Annotated in this window: 16 protein-coding genes and 1 riboswitch; of the genes, 10 read left to right on the top strand and 6 right to left on the bottom strand. The window is 31.6% G+C overall.

Going from position 1 to position 18821, the window contains the following annotated elements; translation table 11 throughout:
* Positions 1 to 113 precede the first annotated feature (113 nt).
* The 5 genes from B3J26_RS12905 (at position 114) to B3J26_RS12885 (ending at position 5990) form a co-directional block, all read left to right on the top strand.
* Positions 114 to 1496 carry a TolC family protein gene (locus B3J26_RS12905; protein ID WP_291074765.1) on the top strand — a complete coding sequence of 461 codons (1383 nt, stop codon included), beginning with the start codon at positions 114 to 116 and terminating at the stop codon, positions 1494 to 1496.
* A gap of 4 nt (positions 1497 to 1500) precedes the next feature.
* On the top strand, positions 1501 to 2493 hold the full coding sequence (locus tag B3J26_RS12900) for an HlyD family secretion protein (RefSeq protein ID WP_291049533.1): 993 nt from the start codon (positions 1501 to 1503) through the stop codon (positions 2491 to 2493).
* 6 nt (positions 2494 to 2499) lie between these two features.
* Positions 2500 to 3681, top strand: a complete 1182-nt coding sequence (locus tag B3J26_RS12895) for an ABC transporter permease (protein WP_291049530.1) — start codon at positions 2500 to 2502, stop codon at positions 3679 to 3681.
* Positions 3682 to 3716: 35 nt separating this feature from the next.
* The gene (locus B3J26_RS12890; RefSeq protein WP_291074764.1) at positions 3717 to 5606 is read left to right on the top strand and encodes an ABC-F family ATP-binding cassette domain-containing protein; all 1890 of its coding nucleotides are present in this window, start codon (positions 3717 to 3719) and stop codon (positions 5604 to 5606) included.
* A gap of 67 nt (positions 5607 to 5673) precedes the next feature.
* A riboswitch (SAM-I-IV-variant riboswitch) is annotated at positions 5674 to 5773 on the top strand.
* Positions 5774 to 5816: 43 nt separating this feature from the next.
* Positions 5817 to 5990 (top strand): hypothetical protein, encoded by a 174-nt coding sequence (locus B3J26_RS12885; RefSeq protein ID WP_181816318.1) that lies wholly within the window; start codon positions 5817 to 5819, stop codon positions 5988 to 5990.
* A gap of 128 nt (positions 5991 to 6118) precedes the next feature.
* Here B3J26_RS12885 and B3J26_RS12880 read toward each other — a convergent pair whose 3' ends face one another.
* Entirely contained in the window at positions 6119 to 7606 is a 1488-nt protein-coding gene (locus tag B3J26_RS12880; RefSeq protein ID WP_038337038.1) for a helix-turn-helix domain-containing protein, read from the bottom strand.
* Positions 7607 to 7723: 117 nt separating this feature from the next.
* Here B3J26_RS12880 and aceB point away from each other — a divergent pair, with 117 nt between their 5' ends.
* Together aceB and aceA are read left to right on the top strand one after the other, a co-directional pair.
* Positions 7724 to 9310 (top strand): malate synthase A, encoded by a 1587-nt coding sequence (gene aceB, locus B3J26_RS12875; RefSeq protein ID WP_291074763.1) that lies wholly within the window; start codon positions 7724 to 7726, stop codon positions 9308 to 9310.
* Positions 9311 to 9387: 77 nt separating this feature from the next.
* Positions 9388 to 10665, top strand: coding sequence for an isocitrate lyase (gene aceA, locus B3J26_RS12870; RefSeq protein ID WP_347881032.1), 1278 nt, complete (start codon positions 9388 to 9390; stop codon positions 10663 to 10665).
* Between the two features lie 51 nt (positions 10666 to 10716).
* Here aceA and B3J26_RS12865 read toward each other — a convergent pair whose 3' ends face one another.
* Positions 10717 to 11154, bottom strand: coding sequence for a hypothetical protein (locus tag B3J26_RS12865; RefSeq protein WP_291074762.1), 438 nt, complete (start codon positions 11152 to 11154; stop codon positions 10717 to 10719).
* Positions 11155 to 11163: 9 nt separating this feature from the next.
* Positions 11164 to 12354 carry an MFS transporter gene (locus B3J26_RS12860; RefSeq protein ID WP_291074761.1) on the bottom strand — a complete coding sequence of 397 codons (1191 nt, stop codon included), beginning with the start codon at positions 12352 to 12354 and terminating at the stop codon, positions 11164 to 11166.
* 294 nt (positions 12355 to 12648) lie between these two features.
* Here B3J26_RS12860 and B3J26_RS12855 point away from each other — a divergent pair, with 294 nt between their 5' ends.
* Positions 12649 to 13524, top strand: a complete 876-nt coding sequence (locus tag B3J26_RS12855; protein WP_291074760.1) for an AraC family transcriptional regulator — start codon at positions 12649 to 12651, stop codon at positions 13522 to 13524.
* Between the two features lie 93 nt (positions 13525 to 13617).
* Positions 13618 to 15567: an oleate hydratase gene (locus tag B3J26_RS12850; RefSeq protein ID WP_291074759.1), complete on the top strand. Its 1950-nt coding sequence runs from the start codon at positions 13618 to 13620 to the stop codon at positions 15565 to 15567.
* Positions 15568 to 15723: 156 nt separating this feature from the next.
* Here B3J26_RS12850 and B3J26_RS12845 read toward each other — a convergent pair whose 3' ends face one another.
* The 3 genes from B3J26_RS12845 to B3J26_RS12835 all read right to left on the bottom strand — a co-directional run bounded on the left by B3J26_RS12845 (position 15724) and on the right by B3J26_RS12835 (position 17734).
* Positions 15724 to 16170: a hypothetical protein gene (locus B3J26_RS12845; RefSeq protein ID WP_280050123.1), complete on the bottom strand. Its 447-nt coding sequence runs from the start codon at positions 16168 to 16170 to the stop codon at positions 15724 to 15726.
* 146 nt (positions 16171 to 16316) lie between these two features.
* Entirely contained in the window at positions 16317 to 16523 is a 207-nt protein-coding gene (locus B3J26_RS12840) for a helix-turn-helix domain-containing protein (RefSeq protein ID WP_125349309.1), read from the bottom strand.
* A 569-nt stretch (positions 16524 to 17092) separates the two neighbouring features.
* Positions 17093 to 17734 (bottom strand): DUF6266 family protein, encoded by a 642-nt coding sequence (locus B3J26_RS12835; RefSeq protein WP_115001161.1) that lies wholly within the window; start codon positions 17732 to 17734, stop codon positions 17093 to 17095.
* A gap of 568 nt (positions 17735 to 18302) precedes the next feature.
* Between B3J26_RS12835 and B3J26_RS12830 the strand changes: the two genes are divergently transcribed.
* Complete coding sequence (locus B3J26_RS12830; RefSeq protein ID WP_291074758.1) at positions 18303 to 18779, top strand: hypothetical protein; 477 nt, start codon at positions 18303 to 18305, stop codon at positions 18777 to 18779.
* Positions 18780 to 18821 lie beyond the last annotated feature (42 nt).

Genomic DNA, 18821 nt, shown 5'->3' with positions numbered 1-18821 from the left:
TTTTGGAAGTCCTGAACCCTTAAAAAGTTTCAGGATTTTTATTTTTAATGATATTCTAATATTGACTTTTATTCATGGTATATTTTTTGTTAATTTTATGCTAAAATTATAAGATGTCTATTATACGATATTTATCTTTTATTCCATTATTGACTTCTATTTCTGGATTTGCACAACAATTGATTGACCCGCAACTTCGATTGCCTGTTGAAAAAGCGATTGAGTCAAGTTATGAATTAAAAAATAAACAACTGGAAGTCGAAAAAAACAATTACCAATATGACGAAGTAAAAGGTAAACGACAACCAAATTTATCTGCAATTGCACTGGGTGGTTATCTAAACTCGAACGGAATCATCGATATTCCAACCAAATCAATCGATATTTTGTCCGCAGAATTGTTTTCGGGTAATCAAAAATTCAATACCTCAGCAGGATTATTTACTGTCGGAATTAACGCTACTCAAATTATATTTTCGGGATTACAAATTCCAAATGCTTTGAATGCTATTCAGGAAAAAAGTACTGCTTTAGATTATTTGAAAGAAGCTGAAAAAGAAACTATAACCAAAGATATTTTACAAACTTATGATCAATTGATGTTATTGGTCAAAGTAGAAGAATTAATTTCAAATTCTGCAAAACGATTGGATAAAGAACATCTTAAAGTGCAGAAAGCAATTCAAAATGGTTTAGCTATTCCATACGATCGGGAAAAAATAAAATTAGCAATTCTAGAGTTAGAAGCCCGACAAGTAGAATTGAACGGTAATCGACAATTGCTATACAAAAAATTAGAAATGTTGACGCATCTATCTGAACAAGATCTTCAACAAATTCAATACGAACTTACACCTATTGACATTCTTGCTTCAAGCTATACTTTAGAAAATAAAAAAGAGTTGAAAGCACTTGAACACTCTGTGAAAGCTTACGAATTTTTATATCAAAAAGAAAAAGGTTCGCACTTACCACAAGTTTTTGCATTCGCGAACACCAATTATACGTCAATTTTTGGAAGTCGTTTCAAATTAAAAGATGGTGATATATTAGGTGATGTTAATTTGAAAATAAACCAATTTTCGATGTTTCCTAATATTTTGATTGGTATTGGCGCAAAGTGGGAATTGTTGGATGGCGGACAACACAAAAATAAATTAGTACAAGCGAAAACTGACATTTTAATAAATGAAAACAAGTTGAAAGATTCCCAAGAAAAACTGAATTTATTATTAAGTAAAAACAAAATTGATTACGAAACTTCTACTGAAAAATTGAAAGTAAATAATCAACAAAATACCATTGCAACAAATAATTTAGAAATTGCTTCAAGACGATTTCAAGAAGGATTAATAGATGTAACCGAGCGTTTGGCTGCTGAAAATGATTATTACAAAGCCAATCTAGGTTATTATGCTCAAATCTTGGATCAACGCTCTAAAACCTACGAATTACTTCAAACTTCTGGAGAATTATTTAATCAAATCTCAAATTAAAATCATGAAAAATACACTATACTATATTTTTGCTTTAAGCGGATTAATACTTTTTACAAGTTGTAAATCATCTGACAAGGAAAATAAAAAAGAAGAGCAAACTATTTTTCAAGGTAAAATTGAGCGCGATCAAATTAGCGTTGTAACAAAAATCCCAGGAAAAATAGATCAAATATTAGTTCACGAAGGTGATGAAGTGAAAAAAGGACAAACACTTTTTGTCTTACAATTACCAGAAGTTGACGCGAAGAAAAGTCAAGCAGAAGGTGCTGTAAATTCTGCCGAAGCTCAATATGAAATGGCAAAAAAAGGTGCAACAGATAATCAATTGAAACAATTGCGTGCAAAAGTTGCTGGTTTGAAGGAACAATTAGATTATGCAGAAAAATCAAATCATAGACTAAAAAATATGCTTCGAGATAGTCTTGTTCCACAACAAAGTTATGATGAAGTTTATGCGAAATATCAAGGCGCTAAAAACCAATATTTAGCTGCAAAAGCGGAATTAGCTGATGCCGAAAATGGTGCGCGTGTAGAGCAACAACAAATGGCTTTGGGACAAAAAGAGCGTGCTTTGGGAGCTTTGCAAGAAGTAGATGTTGCTGAGGCGGAAAGATACATCAAAGCACCACAAGATATGACGGTTGAAACAATTAATCTAAAAGTTGGAGAATTAGCTTTGGCTGGATATTCTATTGCAAACGGGATTTTGGAAGAAACTACATTTTTTAGATTCACAATTCCTGAGAATAAAATCGGACAATTGCAAAAAAATCAAATCGTCAATTTAAAAGTTCCTTATAAAAATAATATGGTTTTGAAAGGTAAAATTGTTTCGATAAAAGTGCTTAATTCGTATGCTAATATTTCAACTGCTTATCCTGATATTGATCAACAACAATCGCAATATGAAGTGAAAGTTGTTCCTGTTGACTATAAACAAGCTGCTCAACTATTGACAAAAGCAAATGTAGTTTTGGATCTTAATGCTAAATAAATTCTGATGAAAACGATTTTTCATTTAATTATACGAGAATTCAAACTTTTCTTCAAGAATCCTGTTTTACCAATTTTATTCTTGGGAGCACCTATTATGTATGGTGTTCTGATCGGAAATGTTTATAAAAAAGGAAATGTAACCAATTTACCAATTATTGTTGTAGACGAAGATCATACGATGACAAGTCAGAAAATTATTCAGATGTTAGATGAAAATGAATCGGTGAAAGTTGCTGAAGTTTTACCTTCAACATTTGATTCTAAGAATAAAGCTTTAGCAATCGGAGCTGAAGTTGTGGTTGTTATTCCTCGAAACTTTCAGTCTGATGTACAACAAAAAAAATTACCTGAAATCGCTTATTTTGTAGATGCTTCAAATACGTTAACTTCTAATACAGCGGCAATCGCAATTACTACAGTTTTAACAACAATGAAAGCTGGTATTTCAATAGAAACAGCTCGAAAACAAGGTGTTCCAGAATATATTGCAACACAAAGCTACGAACCATTCAAATCAACGATGATTCGTCAAAATATCAGAAGTGGAAACTACTTATATTTTATGCTTCCAGGTGTTTTATTAACCGTTTTACAACAGGTTTTATTATTAGGTTTAGCACTTTCATTTGCTTCAGAATTTGAGAACAGAACATTTAATGAATTAATCTCAAAATCATCCAATCCATTTACCATTTTATTCGTCAAAACTTTTCCTTATTTATTTATGTCAGTATTTATATATATGCTGTATTATTGGTTCGGAATGTTTTATGACATGAAATTAGAAACCGAGTTTTGGCCATTCTTCACTTCTTCTCTTGCATTTATTTTAGCCGTTTGCTTTTTAGGATTTTTAGTCAGTATTCTCCTTCCAAGCCAACTAAAAGCAACCGAAGTTTTGATGGTTGTTGCAACACCAAGTTTCATTTTAAGTGGATTTACATGGCCTTTAAGTCAAATGCCAAAATGGATTCAAGCAATTGCAGATTGCATTCCATTAACACATTATTTGAAAATATTCCGAATACTTTTCATCGAAAAAGGCGATCCTACCCTAATTCAACCGCATTTAAATAATCTAATTGTAATAGGAAGTATTTGCTTTGTCTTATCTTTGGCTATTCTAATCGTTAAAATAAGAAAAGCTAAACAATCGATGAAACAAATCGAAACAGAAAAGATTTAGCATCTTTTTTTAATTTACAAAACAGATAATAAACCATGAATTTTCTTACAGTTGAAAATCTAACCAAATCATATGGAATCAGAACTTTATTTGAAGATGTAAATTTTCATGTAAATGAAGGAGACCAAATCGCATTCGTAGCAAAAAATGGAAGTGGAAAATCTACTTTACTTAAAATTTTAGCTGGATTAGAAACTGCCGATTCTGGCGAAGTTCGTCCAAATAAAGGTGTTAAAATCTTGATGTTGGATCAAAGTGATGACTTTGACGAAAACTTGAAAAGTGAAGAATATATTTTCAATCATTCGAATGAAGTTTTAGATGTTGTTCGTCAATATGAAAACATGATCGAAAATGACCCAACAAATCCTGATTTAATTGATTTAATGGGAAAAATGGATGTTTTAGATGCATGGAAAGTTGAGCCAACAATCAAAGAAATTTTATCAAAATTGAAGATTGATTTCTTGGATCAAAAAATTGGAAAACTTTCTGGTGGTCAGCGTAAACGTATTTCTTTAGCGAAGTTTTTGATTGATTTAAGTTTCGAAACTGGATATGTTCTTTTAATTTTAGATGAGCCTACCAACCATCTGGATATAGAAATGGTGGAATGGCTTGAATATTTCTTGAACAAAGAAAACAAAACATTGATTTTGGTTACGCACGATCGTTATTTCTTAGATGCAATTTGTACCAAAATTCTCGAAATGGAGGACAAAACATTGTATGTACATTCGGGAAATTACGAAACTTATATTACGAATAAAGCATTGCGTATCGAAAATCAAAATGCGACAATTGACAAAGCGAAAAACCTTTATCGTAAAGAAATTGAATGGATGCGCCGTCAACCAAAAGCGCGTACGACAAAATCTAAATCGAGAATTGATGCTTTTTATGATACTGAGAAAGCTGCCAAACATAAAATTGTTGACCAAAAAGTTAAATTAGAAATGGTGATGACTCGATTAGGTCAGAAAATCATTGAAATGGAAAACGTTTCTAAATCTTTTGGTGAAAAGAAAATTCTAGATAATTTCTCTTACATTTTTGCACGTGGTGGTAAAATTGGTTTAGTCGGAAAAAATGGTGTTGGAAAAACCACTTTCTTGAAAATGTTAGAAGGAATCGAAACGATGGATTCTGGAACAATTGAACGTGGAGAAACCTTAAATATCGGACACTTTAAACAAGATGGAATCGAATTTAAAGGCGACGAACGTGTCATTGAGTTTGTGAAAGATATTGCAGATTTTTTCCCTCTTTCTAATGGAAATGAAATGCGTGCAGAACAATTCTTAGAAATGTTTTTATTTACGCCAGAACAACAACATACATTCATCTCAAAGTTGAGTGGTGGAGAGAAAAAACGTCTGCAATTATTAGCAATTTTGTACAAAAATCCTAACTTTTTGATTCTTGATGAGCCAACAAATGATTTAGATTTACCTACTTTAACGGTTCTTGAAAGTTTCTTAGAAGAATATCAAGGTTGTTTATTAGTTGTTTCCCACGATAGATATTTTATGGATAAAGTGGTCGATGAATTGATGATTTTTGAAGGCGAAGGAAAAATTTCTCGTTATATGGGAACATATACAGAATATCACATCGAGAATAAAAACAAGCCCATAACTGACGATAAAAAGGCTGAAAAAGAAATCGTTATTCAGGAAAAAGTTGAATCGAAAGAGAAAAATGTAGAGACAAAACCAAAAAAATTATCGTTTAAAGAACAACGAGAATTAGAAGAAATTAATAAATCTTTACCAATTCTTGAAGCCAAAAAAGAAGAATTAACGAATTTACTTTCTGATCCAAATTTAGGCTACGACAAAATCACAACTATTGGAGATGAACTACAAAAAATTGTAGACGAATTAGAAGAAAAAGAATTCCGTTGGTTAGAATTAAGCGAATAAAAATATTGAAAAGGAACTTTTTTGAGTTCCTTTTTTTGTTTTTAAAATTTATGCCTATATTTACTCTATCAATCATCAGGAGTTTCTGAAAAATCAGAACACCAACCGAGCCAAAACCGCGCTACGGTGGTATAGAATGAGGGCAAACGCCAAAATAAAAGGTTATTCTCCACTCTATCCTGTTGTTTTTATCATTAAAAAATTAAAACAATGGAAAATCTAAAAAATGAATTTGTCGTATTATTTCGTGAATTAACTGACAACGAATTAATCGAACGCTTTAATCAAAATGTAGGAACAGTTCTTGGAATTCTGCAAGAAGATGTTATGTCAAAACATTATTCAACGAATTACAATACCGTAATTTTGATTGCACAACCATAGAAAGAGGAAACACATTTTCGCTTCAACATCATGTAATATTAGTTGAAAATAGATTAGAATATTTAGATTAAACATAAAAAAAGGAAAACTTAATTTAAGTTTTCCTTTATATTTTATGGTAGATAATATTACTTACTCTGCTCTTTTATAAAATCATTAATCGTAACATTTAATCGTTTATTTCGGATATCTTTTTCAAAACGAATTGGTTCAGCAACACGTTCAGCACAGTCTTTCATACCACAATTTTCACACGTAACCGCAACTTCTTTTACAGGAATTGAGGGATCATTCATAAATTTCACTTTACGTTGAGCTGATTTGTACAATACACCAATCGTTACGCTTCGTAAATAATTTGGATTGAATGGATCTTTCGTTGCAGAAGAAATTACATAATATTTTTGATTATTATTGAACGGATACAACGAAATTTGTGCAGAAATCTCATGATGATCATCTTGATGTTTTTCCAATTCTTTCAAAACATTTAACGAAACCCAACGACGACAATAATGCTCATCCGTTTCATTTGCTTGTGGCGATTGTTGTTGATTAAGGTGAAGTTCTTTCGTTAATTTATATGAATTTGAACCAACCTTTGCTGACAAACGCAAGAAAAACAAATCACGAATATTAAAATGTTTGGGTAACAAATTTGTCATTCGTTGATAAACCGTTTCAGGAGATTCGGTATATTTTCCAAGAATTTCTTGAAATTTAGACAAATCATGATGCTCTATAGCAAACAAATTCTGCATATCCTTCAACAATTTTTCTTCTGGTAACAACAACGCTCCAGCAAAATAAGATGCATAAAAATTATTTAACAATTGATCAAAATTATCGAAACTTGCCCACGAAAATGTATACAAACGCTCCTTCAAATCAAGGTAATTATAGCCTAATTCTTTCGCTAGAATAAATCGTTTTTGATCATTATCAGAATTGATATTGATATACAACAATTTTTTTTCTTTGATAAAAATAGAACGCAATTTCGCTAAATCCTTCCCTCCTAAAGAAGTGAAATCTTCATAAAGAATGGTATAATTATATTCTTCTTTCAGAATTTCTTCCATCGTTTCATTTTTTACAAAATCTTCTGATTCAATCAAATATTCTTGTAAAAAACTTTTTGCTGATTTTTCAATTTCAGGAAAATAATTATCATTTGCTTCCTGAAAAGACCTCAACGAAGCCAAGAAAAAACTTTCGCGTGTAAGATTATAATTATTACCTATTTCAATCAACGTAGAAATAAACGCATTTACCTTCATTGGTGCGTTAGAAATGATCTCAATTAAATCTCTTTCTTCAATTCCGAAGAGTTCCAAAGGAATTTCTTGCAATAAATTTGATTGTAGAATCTCAGCGACTGGTGCTAAATTTTTATCCAATTTTAGTGAAACTATCTCATCGTAAGGAATTTCCAACGCTTCGGCAAGAGCAACAATTTTATCAGTTTTTGGATATTTTTTACCTTTTTCGATCTCATTCAAATACGATTTCGAAAGTCCAGTTAACTTAGATAACTTAAACAATGACAAATCCTTAGCTGTTCTTACTTGTTTTAGTTTCAACCCAAAAATTAATTTAATGTATTCTTCTTGCATAATTTTTTCAAAAATATTTGGTAAATGTAAACGAATTTTTATAATTTAGCGAACGTTCGCTGGGAGTAAAATTTCGCTCGAATAACCAAAACCAAAATTACAACAAAAACACAAAAAATGGATACTATTACAAGTGAATTAAAATTATCACAGAATAAGCTGGATAATTATCCAGATATTTTGACAACCGAAGCGGTTAAATTTTTAACAGCTTTACACAAAAATTTCAACGAAAGACGTTTAGAACTTTTGGCGAATCGACAAGAAAGACAAATCTTTTTTGATTTGGGTAATTTTCCAACTTTTTTGTCAGAAACAAAAGAAATCAGAAATAGTGATTGGACAGCAGCTCCTATTCCAGCTGATTTACATGACAGACGCGTTGAGATAACTGGTCCTGTTGACCGTAAAATGGTAATTAACGCGTTAAATTCAGGCGCTAATACATTTATGGCCGATTTTGAAGATAGTAATTCTCCCACATGGGATAACAATCTTCAAGGACAACAAAATTTAAGAGATGCAGTAAATGGTACTATTTCATTCGAAAATAATGGAAAAAAGTATCAATTAAACGAAAAGACTGCTGTCTTGCTTGTAAGACCGAGAGGTTTACATTTGAATGAAAAGAATATCATAATAGATAAACAAGAAATATCAGGCTCACTATTTGACTTTGGTTTATATTTTTTCCATAATGCACACACGTTACTTTCCAAGCAAAGTGGGCCTTATTTCTATCTTCCTAAATTAGAACATCACCTAGAAGCACGCTGGTGGAACGATGTTTTTGTTTTCGCGCAAAATTATTTAAACATTCCACAAGCTACGATTAAAGCTACAGTTTTGATCGAAACTATAACAGCTTCTTTTCAGTTAGATGAAATTATTTACGAATTAAAAGACCACATCGCAGGCCTTAACTGCGGTCGTTGGGATTATATATTTTCTTATATCAAAAAATTTAAGAAACACCCTAATTTTATTGTTCCAGATCGTTCTCAAGTTACGATGACTTCGCCTTTTATGGCTGCATATTCGCAAGCAGTTATTCAACGTTGTCATAAACGAAACATACATGCAATTGGTGGAATGGCTGCTCAAATTCCGATTAAGAATGATGAAAAAGCCAATGAAATTGCCTTTGAAAAAGTGAAGAATGATAAACTTCGCGAAGTAAAAAATGGACACGATGGAACGTGGGTTGCGCATCCTGCCTTGGTAAAAGTCGCAAAAGACATTTTTGACGAATATATGCCACAAGCTAATCAAATTGCCAATAAGCGAGAAGATGTTGTAACAACTGCCGAGGCTTTGTTAGAATTGCCAAAAGGAACAGTTACAGAACAAGGAATTCGAGACAATATTAATGTCGGAATTTTATACATCGAAAGTTGGTTATCTGAAAAAGGTGCCGCAGCTTTATATAACTTAATGGAAGACGCAGCAACAGCAGAAATCTCTCGTACGCAGGTTTGGCAATGGTTAAGCCAATTGATTACGTTAGAAAACGGATGCGAATTTAACAGTGACAAATACAAAAAATTAAGAGCCGAAGAGGTTCAAAAAATAAAAAAATTAGTTGGTGAGGAAAACTATTTGAACGGAAGATTTGAAGAAGCTATTTCAATCTTTGACGAATTAGTTTTATCGCACAAGTTTACCGAATTTTTAACATTAGAAGCCTATAAGTATATTGATTAAGCCCTTATAACCAGACACACACAAAAAGAAATACACACACAACACACATTCATAAACAAAACACAAAAAACACAATTATGAGCAATCAAGAAAGAATTCAGAAGATTCGACAGGATTGGGAAACTAATCCACGCTGGACAGACATTGTTCGTCCTTATTCAGCAGAAGATGTTATTCGATTAAGAGGTTCTTTGGACATCGATTACACTTTAGCAAGATTAGGTGCTAAGAAACTTTGGGAAGGTTTAAATTCGAAGCCATTTATGGCGGGTTTAGGCGCTTTGAATGGTAATCAAGCCATACAAGAAGTGCAAGCTGGTTTAGATGCAATCTATCTTTCGGGATGGCAAGTTGCTGCAGATGCAAATCTTTCGGCAGAAATGTATCCAGATCAATCATTGTATCCAGCCAATTCGGTTCCAATGGTGATAAAGCGTATTAATAATGCGTTGCGTCGTCGCGATGAAATACAATCTGTTACCCAACAAGGAAACATTGATTATATGGTACCGATTATTGCCGATGCTGAAGCTGGATTTGGAGGAAACTTGAATGCTTATGAATTGATGAAACAAATGATAGAAGCTGGTGCTGCTGGCGTTCATTTCGAAGATCAATTGTCATCAGCCAAAAAGTGTGGTCATCTTGGTGGAAAAGTTTTAGTTCCAACACAAGAAGCAATTAACAAATTGGTTGCAGCGCGTTTAGCAGCAGATGTCTGTGGCGTTCCTACTCTATTGGTTGCCAGAACTGATGCAGAAGCTGCGAATTTGATTACTTCGGATATTGACGAAAGAGATCAACCTTTTATCATCCAAGGAAGTAGAACTTCTGAAGGTTTTTACAATGTGAGAAATGGTTTGGAACAAGGAATTAATCGAGGCTTAAGCTATGCGCCTTATGCTGATTTAATTTGGATGGAAACATCTAATCCAGATCTTGGAATGGCAAGAGAATTTGCACAAGCGATTCGAGAAAAATATCCAAATCAGATGTTAGCCTATAATTGTTCGCCTTCATTTAATTGGGCAAAACATTTAACAGAAGCTCAAATGGAAACATTTCGCGAAGATTTAGCTGAAATGGGATACAAATTCCAATTCATCACTTTAGCAGGTTTCCATGCGATGAATACCTCTATGTTCGAGTTATCACGTGCATACAAAGCCAAAGGAATGGCGGGATATTCGGCATTACAAGAAAAAGAATTTGCGTTACAAGAAGAAGGTTTTGCAGCTGTAAAACACCAATCTTTTGTAGGAACACAATATTTCGATTACGTACAAAACACAGTGCAACAAGGCATTTCATCTACTACAGCTATGGCCGAAAGTACGGAAGCCGCACAATTCTAATACATACTTTTCAATTAGAAAGGACGTACCGCAACTACGTCCTTTTTTATCTTAATTAATTTTACTAATTACAAAAACTTTTCCATTCATTTCGAACGAATCTTGTTCCGATTTCCCAACCAAGATTCTAGCCAAAGGAGTTTGAGTTGATAGGACAAATATCTTTTTATTCTCGAAAATAATTTCCCCAAAACTACACGCCATACAGAAATTTCCCATCGTAGTTTCAACATAACTACCTAAACCAATGGTTTTGTTCTCCACAATTTTTATTTTAGAAAACACGTCTTGCTGAATTAAAACTTCATTCAATTGATTTTGAATTCGAGTAATTTCCTGTTGCATCATTTCGCGCGATGTTTCATATTTATCGCCCATACTACTTTTAGTATCGTTGTTAGAGGCTCGTAAATCGACAATCAAACTATTCAAATACGTTATTTTATCTTCGATTTGTTGTGCTATAAATTGATATAATTCTGCTTTCATTTCTTTCAATTAAATTGTTTGAGGCTTATTCTTAAATTTCAGCATGTAAATGGTTCCCAAAAGACAGATAAATGCTGAAACATAAATCACCATCGGAATGCGATCCAAATAATCCTGAAAATACCAACCCGCACACAGTGCTCCAAGCCCTATCCCCGCTTCCATCGCAATATACATTGTTGCCATCGCCTTTCCACGTTCATCAGGTTTACTAAAATCTATCGTCCAAGCATTTAGTGCAGGAGAAAGAATTCCTGTTGAAATTCCATACATCAAACCACCTAAAATCAAGCCTATTTTTGCATCAATCGAAGCTAAAATAATCAAAGCAACAATCAATAAAACCAATCCTAATTTTATCACCAACACACGTCCTTTTTGGTCAGATATCTTACCTGCAAAGAAACGAACCATCATCGATGATATTGTAAATACGATAAAGAAAACACCTTTATTTTGAAAACCTAAATGTTCGGTCCAATCTGGAATTAACGTCAATATAGAACCATAAGCGACATAAGAAAGAAACGTAATCAACGCCGCTGGTAGAGCTTCTTTTGCAAAAACATCTTGTTTCGAAATCTTTAGTAATCCGAACGAAAACTTCTGTTTATTTTGTAAGGTTTCTTTCATATTGAATAAAATCAATATTGACAATAATGCAAAAAACGAAGAAGTAAAAAACATCACATTAATCGATGAATATAATGTAATTGTACTTCCCAATGCAGGTCCAATTGCCATTCCGATACTGAAACAAATTCCGTGCAAGCCCAATGCTTCGCCCCAACGTTCGCGCGGAATAATATCTGCAATGTAAGCTGCTGTTGCAGTAGGTTTGAAACCTGTCGAAAAGCCGTGTACCAATCTCAAAAATAAAAAGCCTGAAACGGTTGTTAAAACAGGATACAAAATTCCGCATACAAAACAGACAATAGAACCAACTGACATGATAGGCACACGCCCCACTTTATCTGTTAATTTCCCACTAAAAGGTCTCGAAATCCCTGCAGTCAGTGTAAACAATGCAATAATAAATCCTTTGTATTCTGCTCCTCCCATGCTACTTAAATAAGCTGGCAACTCGGGAATCATCATATTGAAACTCGCTGAAAACAACAACGAACTCAAACACATTAAAATAAAATGGAGATTATAAACGGGATCTGAATTTAATTTTTTCTTGATGGCAGAAAACATAACGGATTTTTTGCAAAGGTAATTTATCTCAACCGAAACAAACTACACAATTAGAAAAGTATTATTTGTTACAAAAAAACGCTTACATCATTCAACATTGTTAGTCGATATTTCACTGATTATATTAATGAAATTTCTTATTTAAGAGTTACTTAGTTGATGTGAAAATAACTTCAACATTAGAATACAGTTAAAATACCTTATTGTATTTAATTACTTACTAAACAATTCTTATTTTAGCTTTATCAATTCTACTACCCTAAAAAACGATCTAACCAACTATTATTTTCAAGCATGAAAAACTATGAAAATCTAAAAGAGACCTTGTCTTTTTATGGCGTAAATTGTAATAAATTATATTATATCTCATCAGGAAATCCAATTTTTGCGTTTCCTGAAAAATCATTTCGAATCGACTTTTATGCATTTTGTATTTGTTTATCTGGCTCAATAGAAGTTGAGATAGATTCTCAGAAATATTGTATTACTCAAAATGAATTCTTAATTTCTGCTCCATCTACTGTTTTGAAAATTCTAGATACCAGCTCTAATTTCAGAATGAAATTGTTATTTTTTGAGAAAAATTTTCTCCTTAAAAACATTTCTAATCCTTTCTTTATTGATAAACTTAATTTGTTTACACATCAAAACTTTACAGTTTGTAAGGCAAATAAAAAAGAAGCGAATCATCTTTTTATGCTAATTAATTATCTTCAAGAGCAACGAGAAAGAAATGTTTTGTTCTTAGAAGATATTATTCGATCTATTATTTTTACTTTACTACTTGAATCTGCCTCTATAATTGCTGAACAATATTCAAAAGAAAATAAAAATCATTCTCGCGAAATCAACACTCTATTTTGTAAGTTTACACAACTTGTACAAGAAAATGTTATCGCTCACAAAGACGTACAGTTTTATGCAGATCAATTATTTATTACAAATAAATATTTGATTCACCTTGTAAAAAAAGCAACTAAGAAAACTCCACATGTTATTATTGACGAATATTTATTAAAAGAAGCGTATGTTTTGCTTGGCTACTCAGAGAAAACAATTGTCCAAATAGCATTAGATCTAGGTTTCAACTCTTCTTCATCTTTTGGTCGGTTTTTTAAAAAATACACTTCAACTTCTCCTCAACAATATAGAAAACAACAACATATATAAAAAAAGAAATTTGGGATACAAATGACGAATTTCGGGATACTTTAGAAAAATAATAAAGCGTAATTTTATTCTAGAATCTTAAAATAAATAATTATGAATAAAGTTACTTCAAAATTTGACAACGTTTTAAATCATTCTACTATCTACGGAAATATTGATCATCAACCAGATGCGAGTAAAGAAACACCAAGAAACACTCCAGAAAAATCTTATCCCTTCTCTGATCAAATAGGAAATTACCAACGCAATAAAGGAATTCCTACAAAATCTTACAAGGACAGTAAGGTATATATTGTGGGAAGTGGTATTGCAGGTTTAGCTACTGCTTATTATTTTATCAGAGACGGACATTTCACTCCAGAGAACATCACATTTATAGAACAACTTCAGGTCGAAGGAGGTTCGTTAGATGGAGCTGGAAATGCAAAAGATGGTTACATAATTCGAGGAGGTCGAGAAATGGATTGTACTTACGAGAATTTATGGGACATCTTCCAAGACATTCCTGCATTAGAGTTGCCAGAACCTTATAGCGTTTTAGACGAATATAGATTAGTAAATGATAATGATTCTAATTATTCTATTGCACGTTTAATTCATGAAAAAGGGAAAGTAAAAGACTTTAGTAAATTTGGTTTGAATAAGAAAGATCAATTAGCTATTATCAAACTTTTGTTGAAGAAAAAAGAAGAATTGGACGACATAACGATTGAAGATTATTTTAATCAATCATTCTTAGAAAGTAATTTCTGGACATTTTGGCGCACAATGTTTGCCTTTGAGAATTGGCATAGTTTACTAGAGTTCAAATTATATATGCATCGCTTTTTACATGCGATTGATGGTTTAAATGATCTTTCTTCATTGGTATTTCCTAAATACAATCAATACGACACTTTTGTTACGCCATTAGGTAAATGGTTAAAAGAAAAAGGAGTAAAAATTCAGTTAAATACACTGGTTAAAGATTTAGATTTATTAATTAATACAGAAGGAAAAGTAGTCAAAGGAATTATAACAGAACAAGATGGACAAGATGTAATTATTCCTGTTACACCAAATGATTATGTTATTGTAACTACTGGTTCTATGACTGAAGATACTGCGTATGGAGATAATACAACGGCACCAGTTTTAGCGATAGATAATAATACTAGTGGTCAAAGTGCAGGATGGAAACTATGGAAAAACCTTTCTGCTAAATCTCCTGTTTTTGGTCGTCCAGAAAAATTTTGTGGGAATATTGAAAAATCTTCATGGGAATCTGTTACTTTAACTTGTAAACCTTCTGCATTAGTAGAAAAACTAAAAGAATATTCTGTTAATGATCCATATTCAGGTCAAACTGTTACAGGTGGAATTATTACCATTACAGATTCTAATTGGTTAATGAGTTTTACTTGTAATCGTCAACCACATTTTCCTACACAACCAGATGATATTTTAGTTCTTTGGGTTTATGCATTATTTATGGATAAAGAAGGAAACTACATCAAGAAAACAATGCCTACTTGTACAGGAAACGAAATCCTAACAGAATTATGTTATCATTTAGGAATTGAAGACCAAATAGATGACGTTATTGAGAATACAATCACTCGTTCTGCTTATATGCCTTACATCACATCTATGTTTATGCCTAGAGCAAAAGGAGATCGCCCACAAGTAGTTCCAGCTGAGTGTAAGAATCTAGGTTTAGTTGGTCAATTTGTAGAAACCAATAACGATGTAGTTTTCACAATGGAAAGTTCTGTTCGTACCGCACGTATTGCAGTTTATGAATTACTTAATTTAAATAAGCAAGTTCCAGACATTAATCCATTACAATACGACATTCGTCATTTATTAAAAGCAACTAAAACGTTGAACGATGATAAACCATTTATGGGTGAAGGTTTATTGAATAAAGTTTTAAAAGGAACTTATTTTGAACATATTCTACCTATTGGATTAGATTCTCCTCAAGAGGAAGAAGAAAAAGAATCTTTTCTATTAGAACAATTTGGTAAATTCAAAGAATGGGTAGGACATTTTAGAGGTTAAAATCACCCACAATTCAATCCTGAATACCAATGCTATAAAACTAATAAAAGCTTCTAAATCTTTAGTGATTTAGAAGCTTTTTGAGTATTACTATATTTTTTTCTATTTAAAAACTATACCAGCTTTTATTAATAAATATTAGCTATAGTGATATTATTATTGAATTATTAAAGGTTTTATTTCAAATTCTGATTCAATATTTTCCTTTAATTTTAGAAATTCTATTGTATGCATACTATGCAAATCAACATCAGTTAATCCAAATGGTCCATTTTTCTCAGTAATATATAGTCCATTTTCAAGCTCAATTATTGCTTTCTCCATTTCATCAAGTTCATTTTCGAAATATTTAAAATGATAATTAATGATTTTTAAATTTAAAATTAATTCTATTGGTTTAGATTCAACTTTCCTTGCTAATTCAAACTTTTTTAAAGTTTCACTTTCATTCCATTCTTCTGTTGGAAAGTAAGGAATTTGAATTAGTTTATCATTATCAATTTTTATAAAAGACTCAAACTCCTGTAATCCATATTTATTTTCTGGGTTATAACAATATTTTATTTCGGTTATAATTTTTCCAATACTATCAGTCAGGGTCATTTTACAAAATTAAACTTAACAATATTTCTTTACAAGAATAAACAAAACCTGTTTTACAAAAAAGTTGTCATTTCTATATTTCATTCAACAACATTCCAATATACAAAATCTCAACCACTCACAATACCCCACAAAAAAAGCTCTTATCAAAGAGCCATTTGGTTAAAGAACTGTTTTGGATAATAAAATTTATTTCCAAATTTTATATAAGGAATCTTATTCGTTTTCCTCATCCTATACAACGTTTTGTCACTCACGTTAAGCAAACTTTTTAGGTCTGCGTTATCATAGAATTTCTGATTTTCTTCTAATAGTAGAAAAGTTTTTTGGAATTCTATCAGCAGGAGCTTCATATCCTTTAATGCCTCTCCATCGTTTTGTAAAAATAAATCATTTTTCATATATTTAGTTGATGTTAAGATGTACTAATTTATAAAATAAATACTTAATAACCAAATATTTACCAAACAAACAATATTCCTTTACACGAAATCTAGCTATCACCCTACTTTTTGTAGAGTACTCAAATCGATTATGTTCGACAATAAACCAATGTATCGTTGAACAGTTTTAGGATTAAAACCATAAATACAAGCAAGGTTCTCCCAGAATTTTACACCAAACATAAAGATGAAAAAAAAACACATATTCACTTTGCAAAAAAAATACCACATAGAAACATAGAACCAAATGATTTTGCTTTCCAATTAGTAGTCTACCTATTCGTATTTTCAACTAATTTTTACAAGCCATCACAACTAAAACTATGTTTCTATGTGGTCAAAATAAATTTGAACAACATCTATAAAATTCTATTTTCGATACGATTCTTCTTCACTCTTCTACGCCGTTAAACAAAGTATTGTACCGAAAAATCACTCCAATCAACGAACTTCATTTTACTACTACCTCACTACTACCTTTACACAACCATATACTCGCCAAGATAAATACTGGTACTCGCCATAGCCTTTGTTTCACTATTCAGAAACGCCCAAAAATTCACTTTTTTGCCATTGTAATACGTTGGTAAAGTAACATCTATAATCATAGAATCACGAGTTACAACATTCTGAAACACTTCGAACGAATTTAGTTCCTCGCAATAACAAACAAGATTCACAAAATCCGAAGGTTGCGCATTGCCTTGCCCAGAATTATCTTCCCAATTCATTTGGAAACTATCCCCACCTGCCGTCTCTATCGTAGGTTGTAAAAAGCCAACCAAATCGCCTTTCGACACCAATACACGCTCTAATACAATAACAGGTAAACCATTCTCCATTTCCAATGCATTGTTCAGCATATAAGAAGTCGCGATGTTGTAGCGCGATTTTAGCCCGACTCTATTCCCAAAATATAAATTAAGAATAAGACGAATTGGTTGCAAAAAACCAATAATTTTCTTAAATTTGATTTGTTGCATCAATTGCAAATCAGTAGGTTGGCTTTTAGATTTTTTTGGCAAACTACGGATAATGTCTTTGCCGCGCCAATTAACGCCTACTACAGTTCCTACTTTTCCTGAGAATCCACCAAGGATTCCTTTTTTAATTTCTGCCATAATTGCAAGTTTTTATTGTTAATATTCATAAAGTTAGCAACAGAAACAACACCATTTACAAAAACACAATTTTGTGCCCGCATTTGCCCTGCTCTGCCCGCATTTGTCCACTTTTGTCCAGTTGCTTTTTACACAATAATAGTAATATAACAAAATAAAAACCTCGCTAACCTCCTATTTATAAGAGCTAGAGAGAAGTTGAATTTTTGGTCAATTTTGGTCTTGTTCGACCATTGTTCGACCATTGTTCGACGAATCTTCGGAAAAACGGCATTCTCGTCGAAGAACGGTCGAAGAAAACACGAACAAAAGTGGGAGGAAATTGAAATTGTAAAAATAAAATGATGCAAGAATACTTTGTTTCGCTATCCATACATTCATTATTACATTCTACATCAAATTACTTCGTGATACATGAATTTTGTTTTTATAAGTATCTTATTTACAAAAAAATAATTATATTTGCTTCTAATTTTACGAAATGCAGATATAAGTGATTTTTTACGAAACAAAAGCTAGATCAGTTTCGTGAAAAAACAATGTTAGCTGTAATTTCTAAATCCAGATTGTGCCAAATTTATCAGTAATAATATTATTTGGGTTTTTCTTTTACATAATTTTTGTATTGAAGAATCAAAACAGTAAAAAAATAGAAAATAAATTAAATAATATTCAAAATATTGGATTAAAATTAATTCATGTAATGAATAATGTACAATGTGTTACTTTTATAAGTGGAGCAAAAAATAATAATTTTTCATTTAAGAAAGCTGATCTATATTTTTATGAAAATGCTTTCTTAATTGTAGGATTTTTTAAAATTGGAGAATATAAATTCTATAAATCTGCTTTTTTACTTTCTCAAAATGAATATTTAAAAGATAATCTAAAATCCTTTGAAGTAATTGCTCCTAAAAATATAAATTTAAATTCTTTTAATAAAGATGTTTATATAGAATTTGGTGAATCAAATTTCACTAATACAAACGTCGAAATTCGCTTAAAAAACTTAAATGAAGAAGAGAAAAATTTAATAAAAATCTAAAGAAACTACAGCTAACATACGTAACTGTTGCACAACTCCAAT

The sequence above is a fragment of the Empedobacter sp. UBA5987 genome, assembly GCF_002429865.1.
In the GTDB taxonomy this organism is placed as follows: Bacteria; Bacteroidota; Bacteroidia; order Flavobacteriales; family Weeksellaceae; genus Empedobacter; species Empedobacter falsenii_B.
Note: the sequence above shows the minus strand (reverse complement) of the source record. Positions and strands in the feature narration are given on the sequence as shown.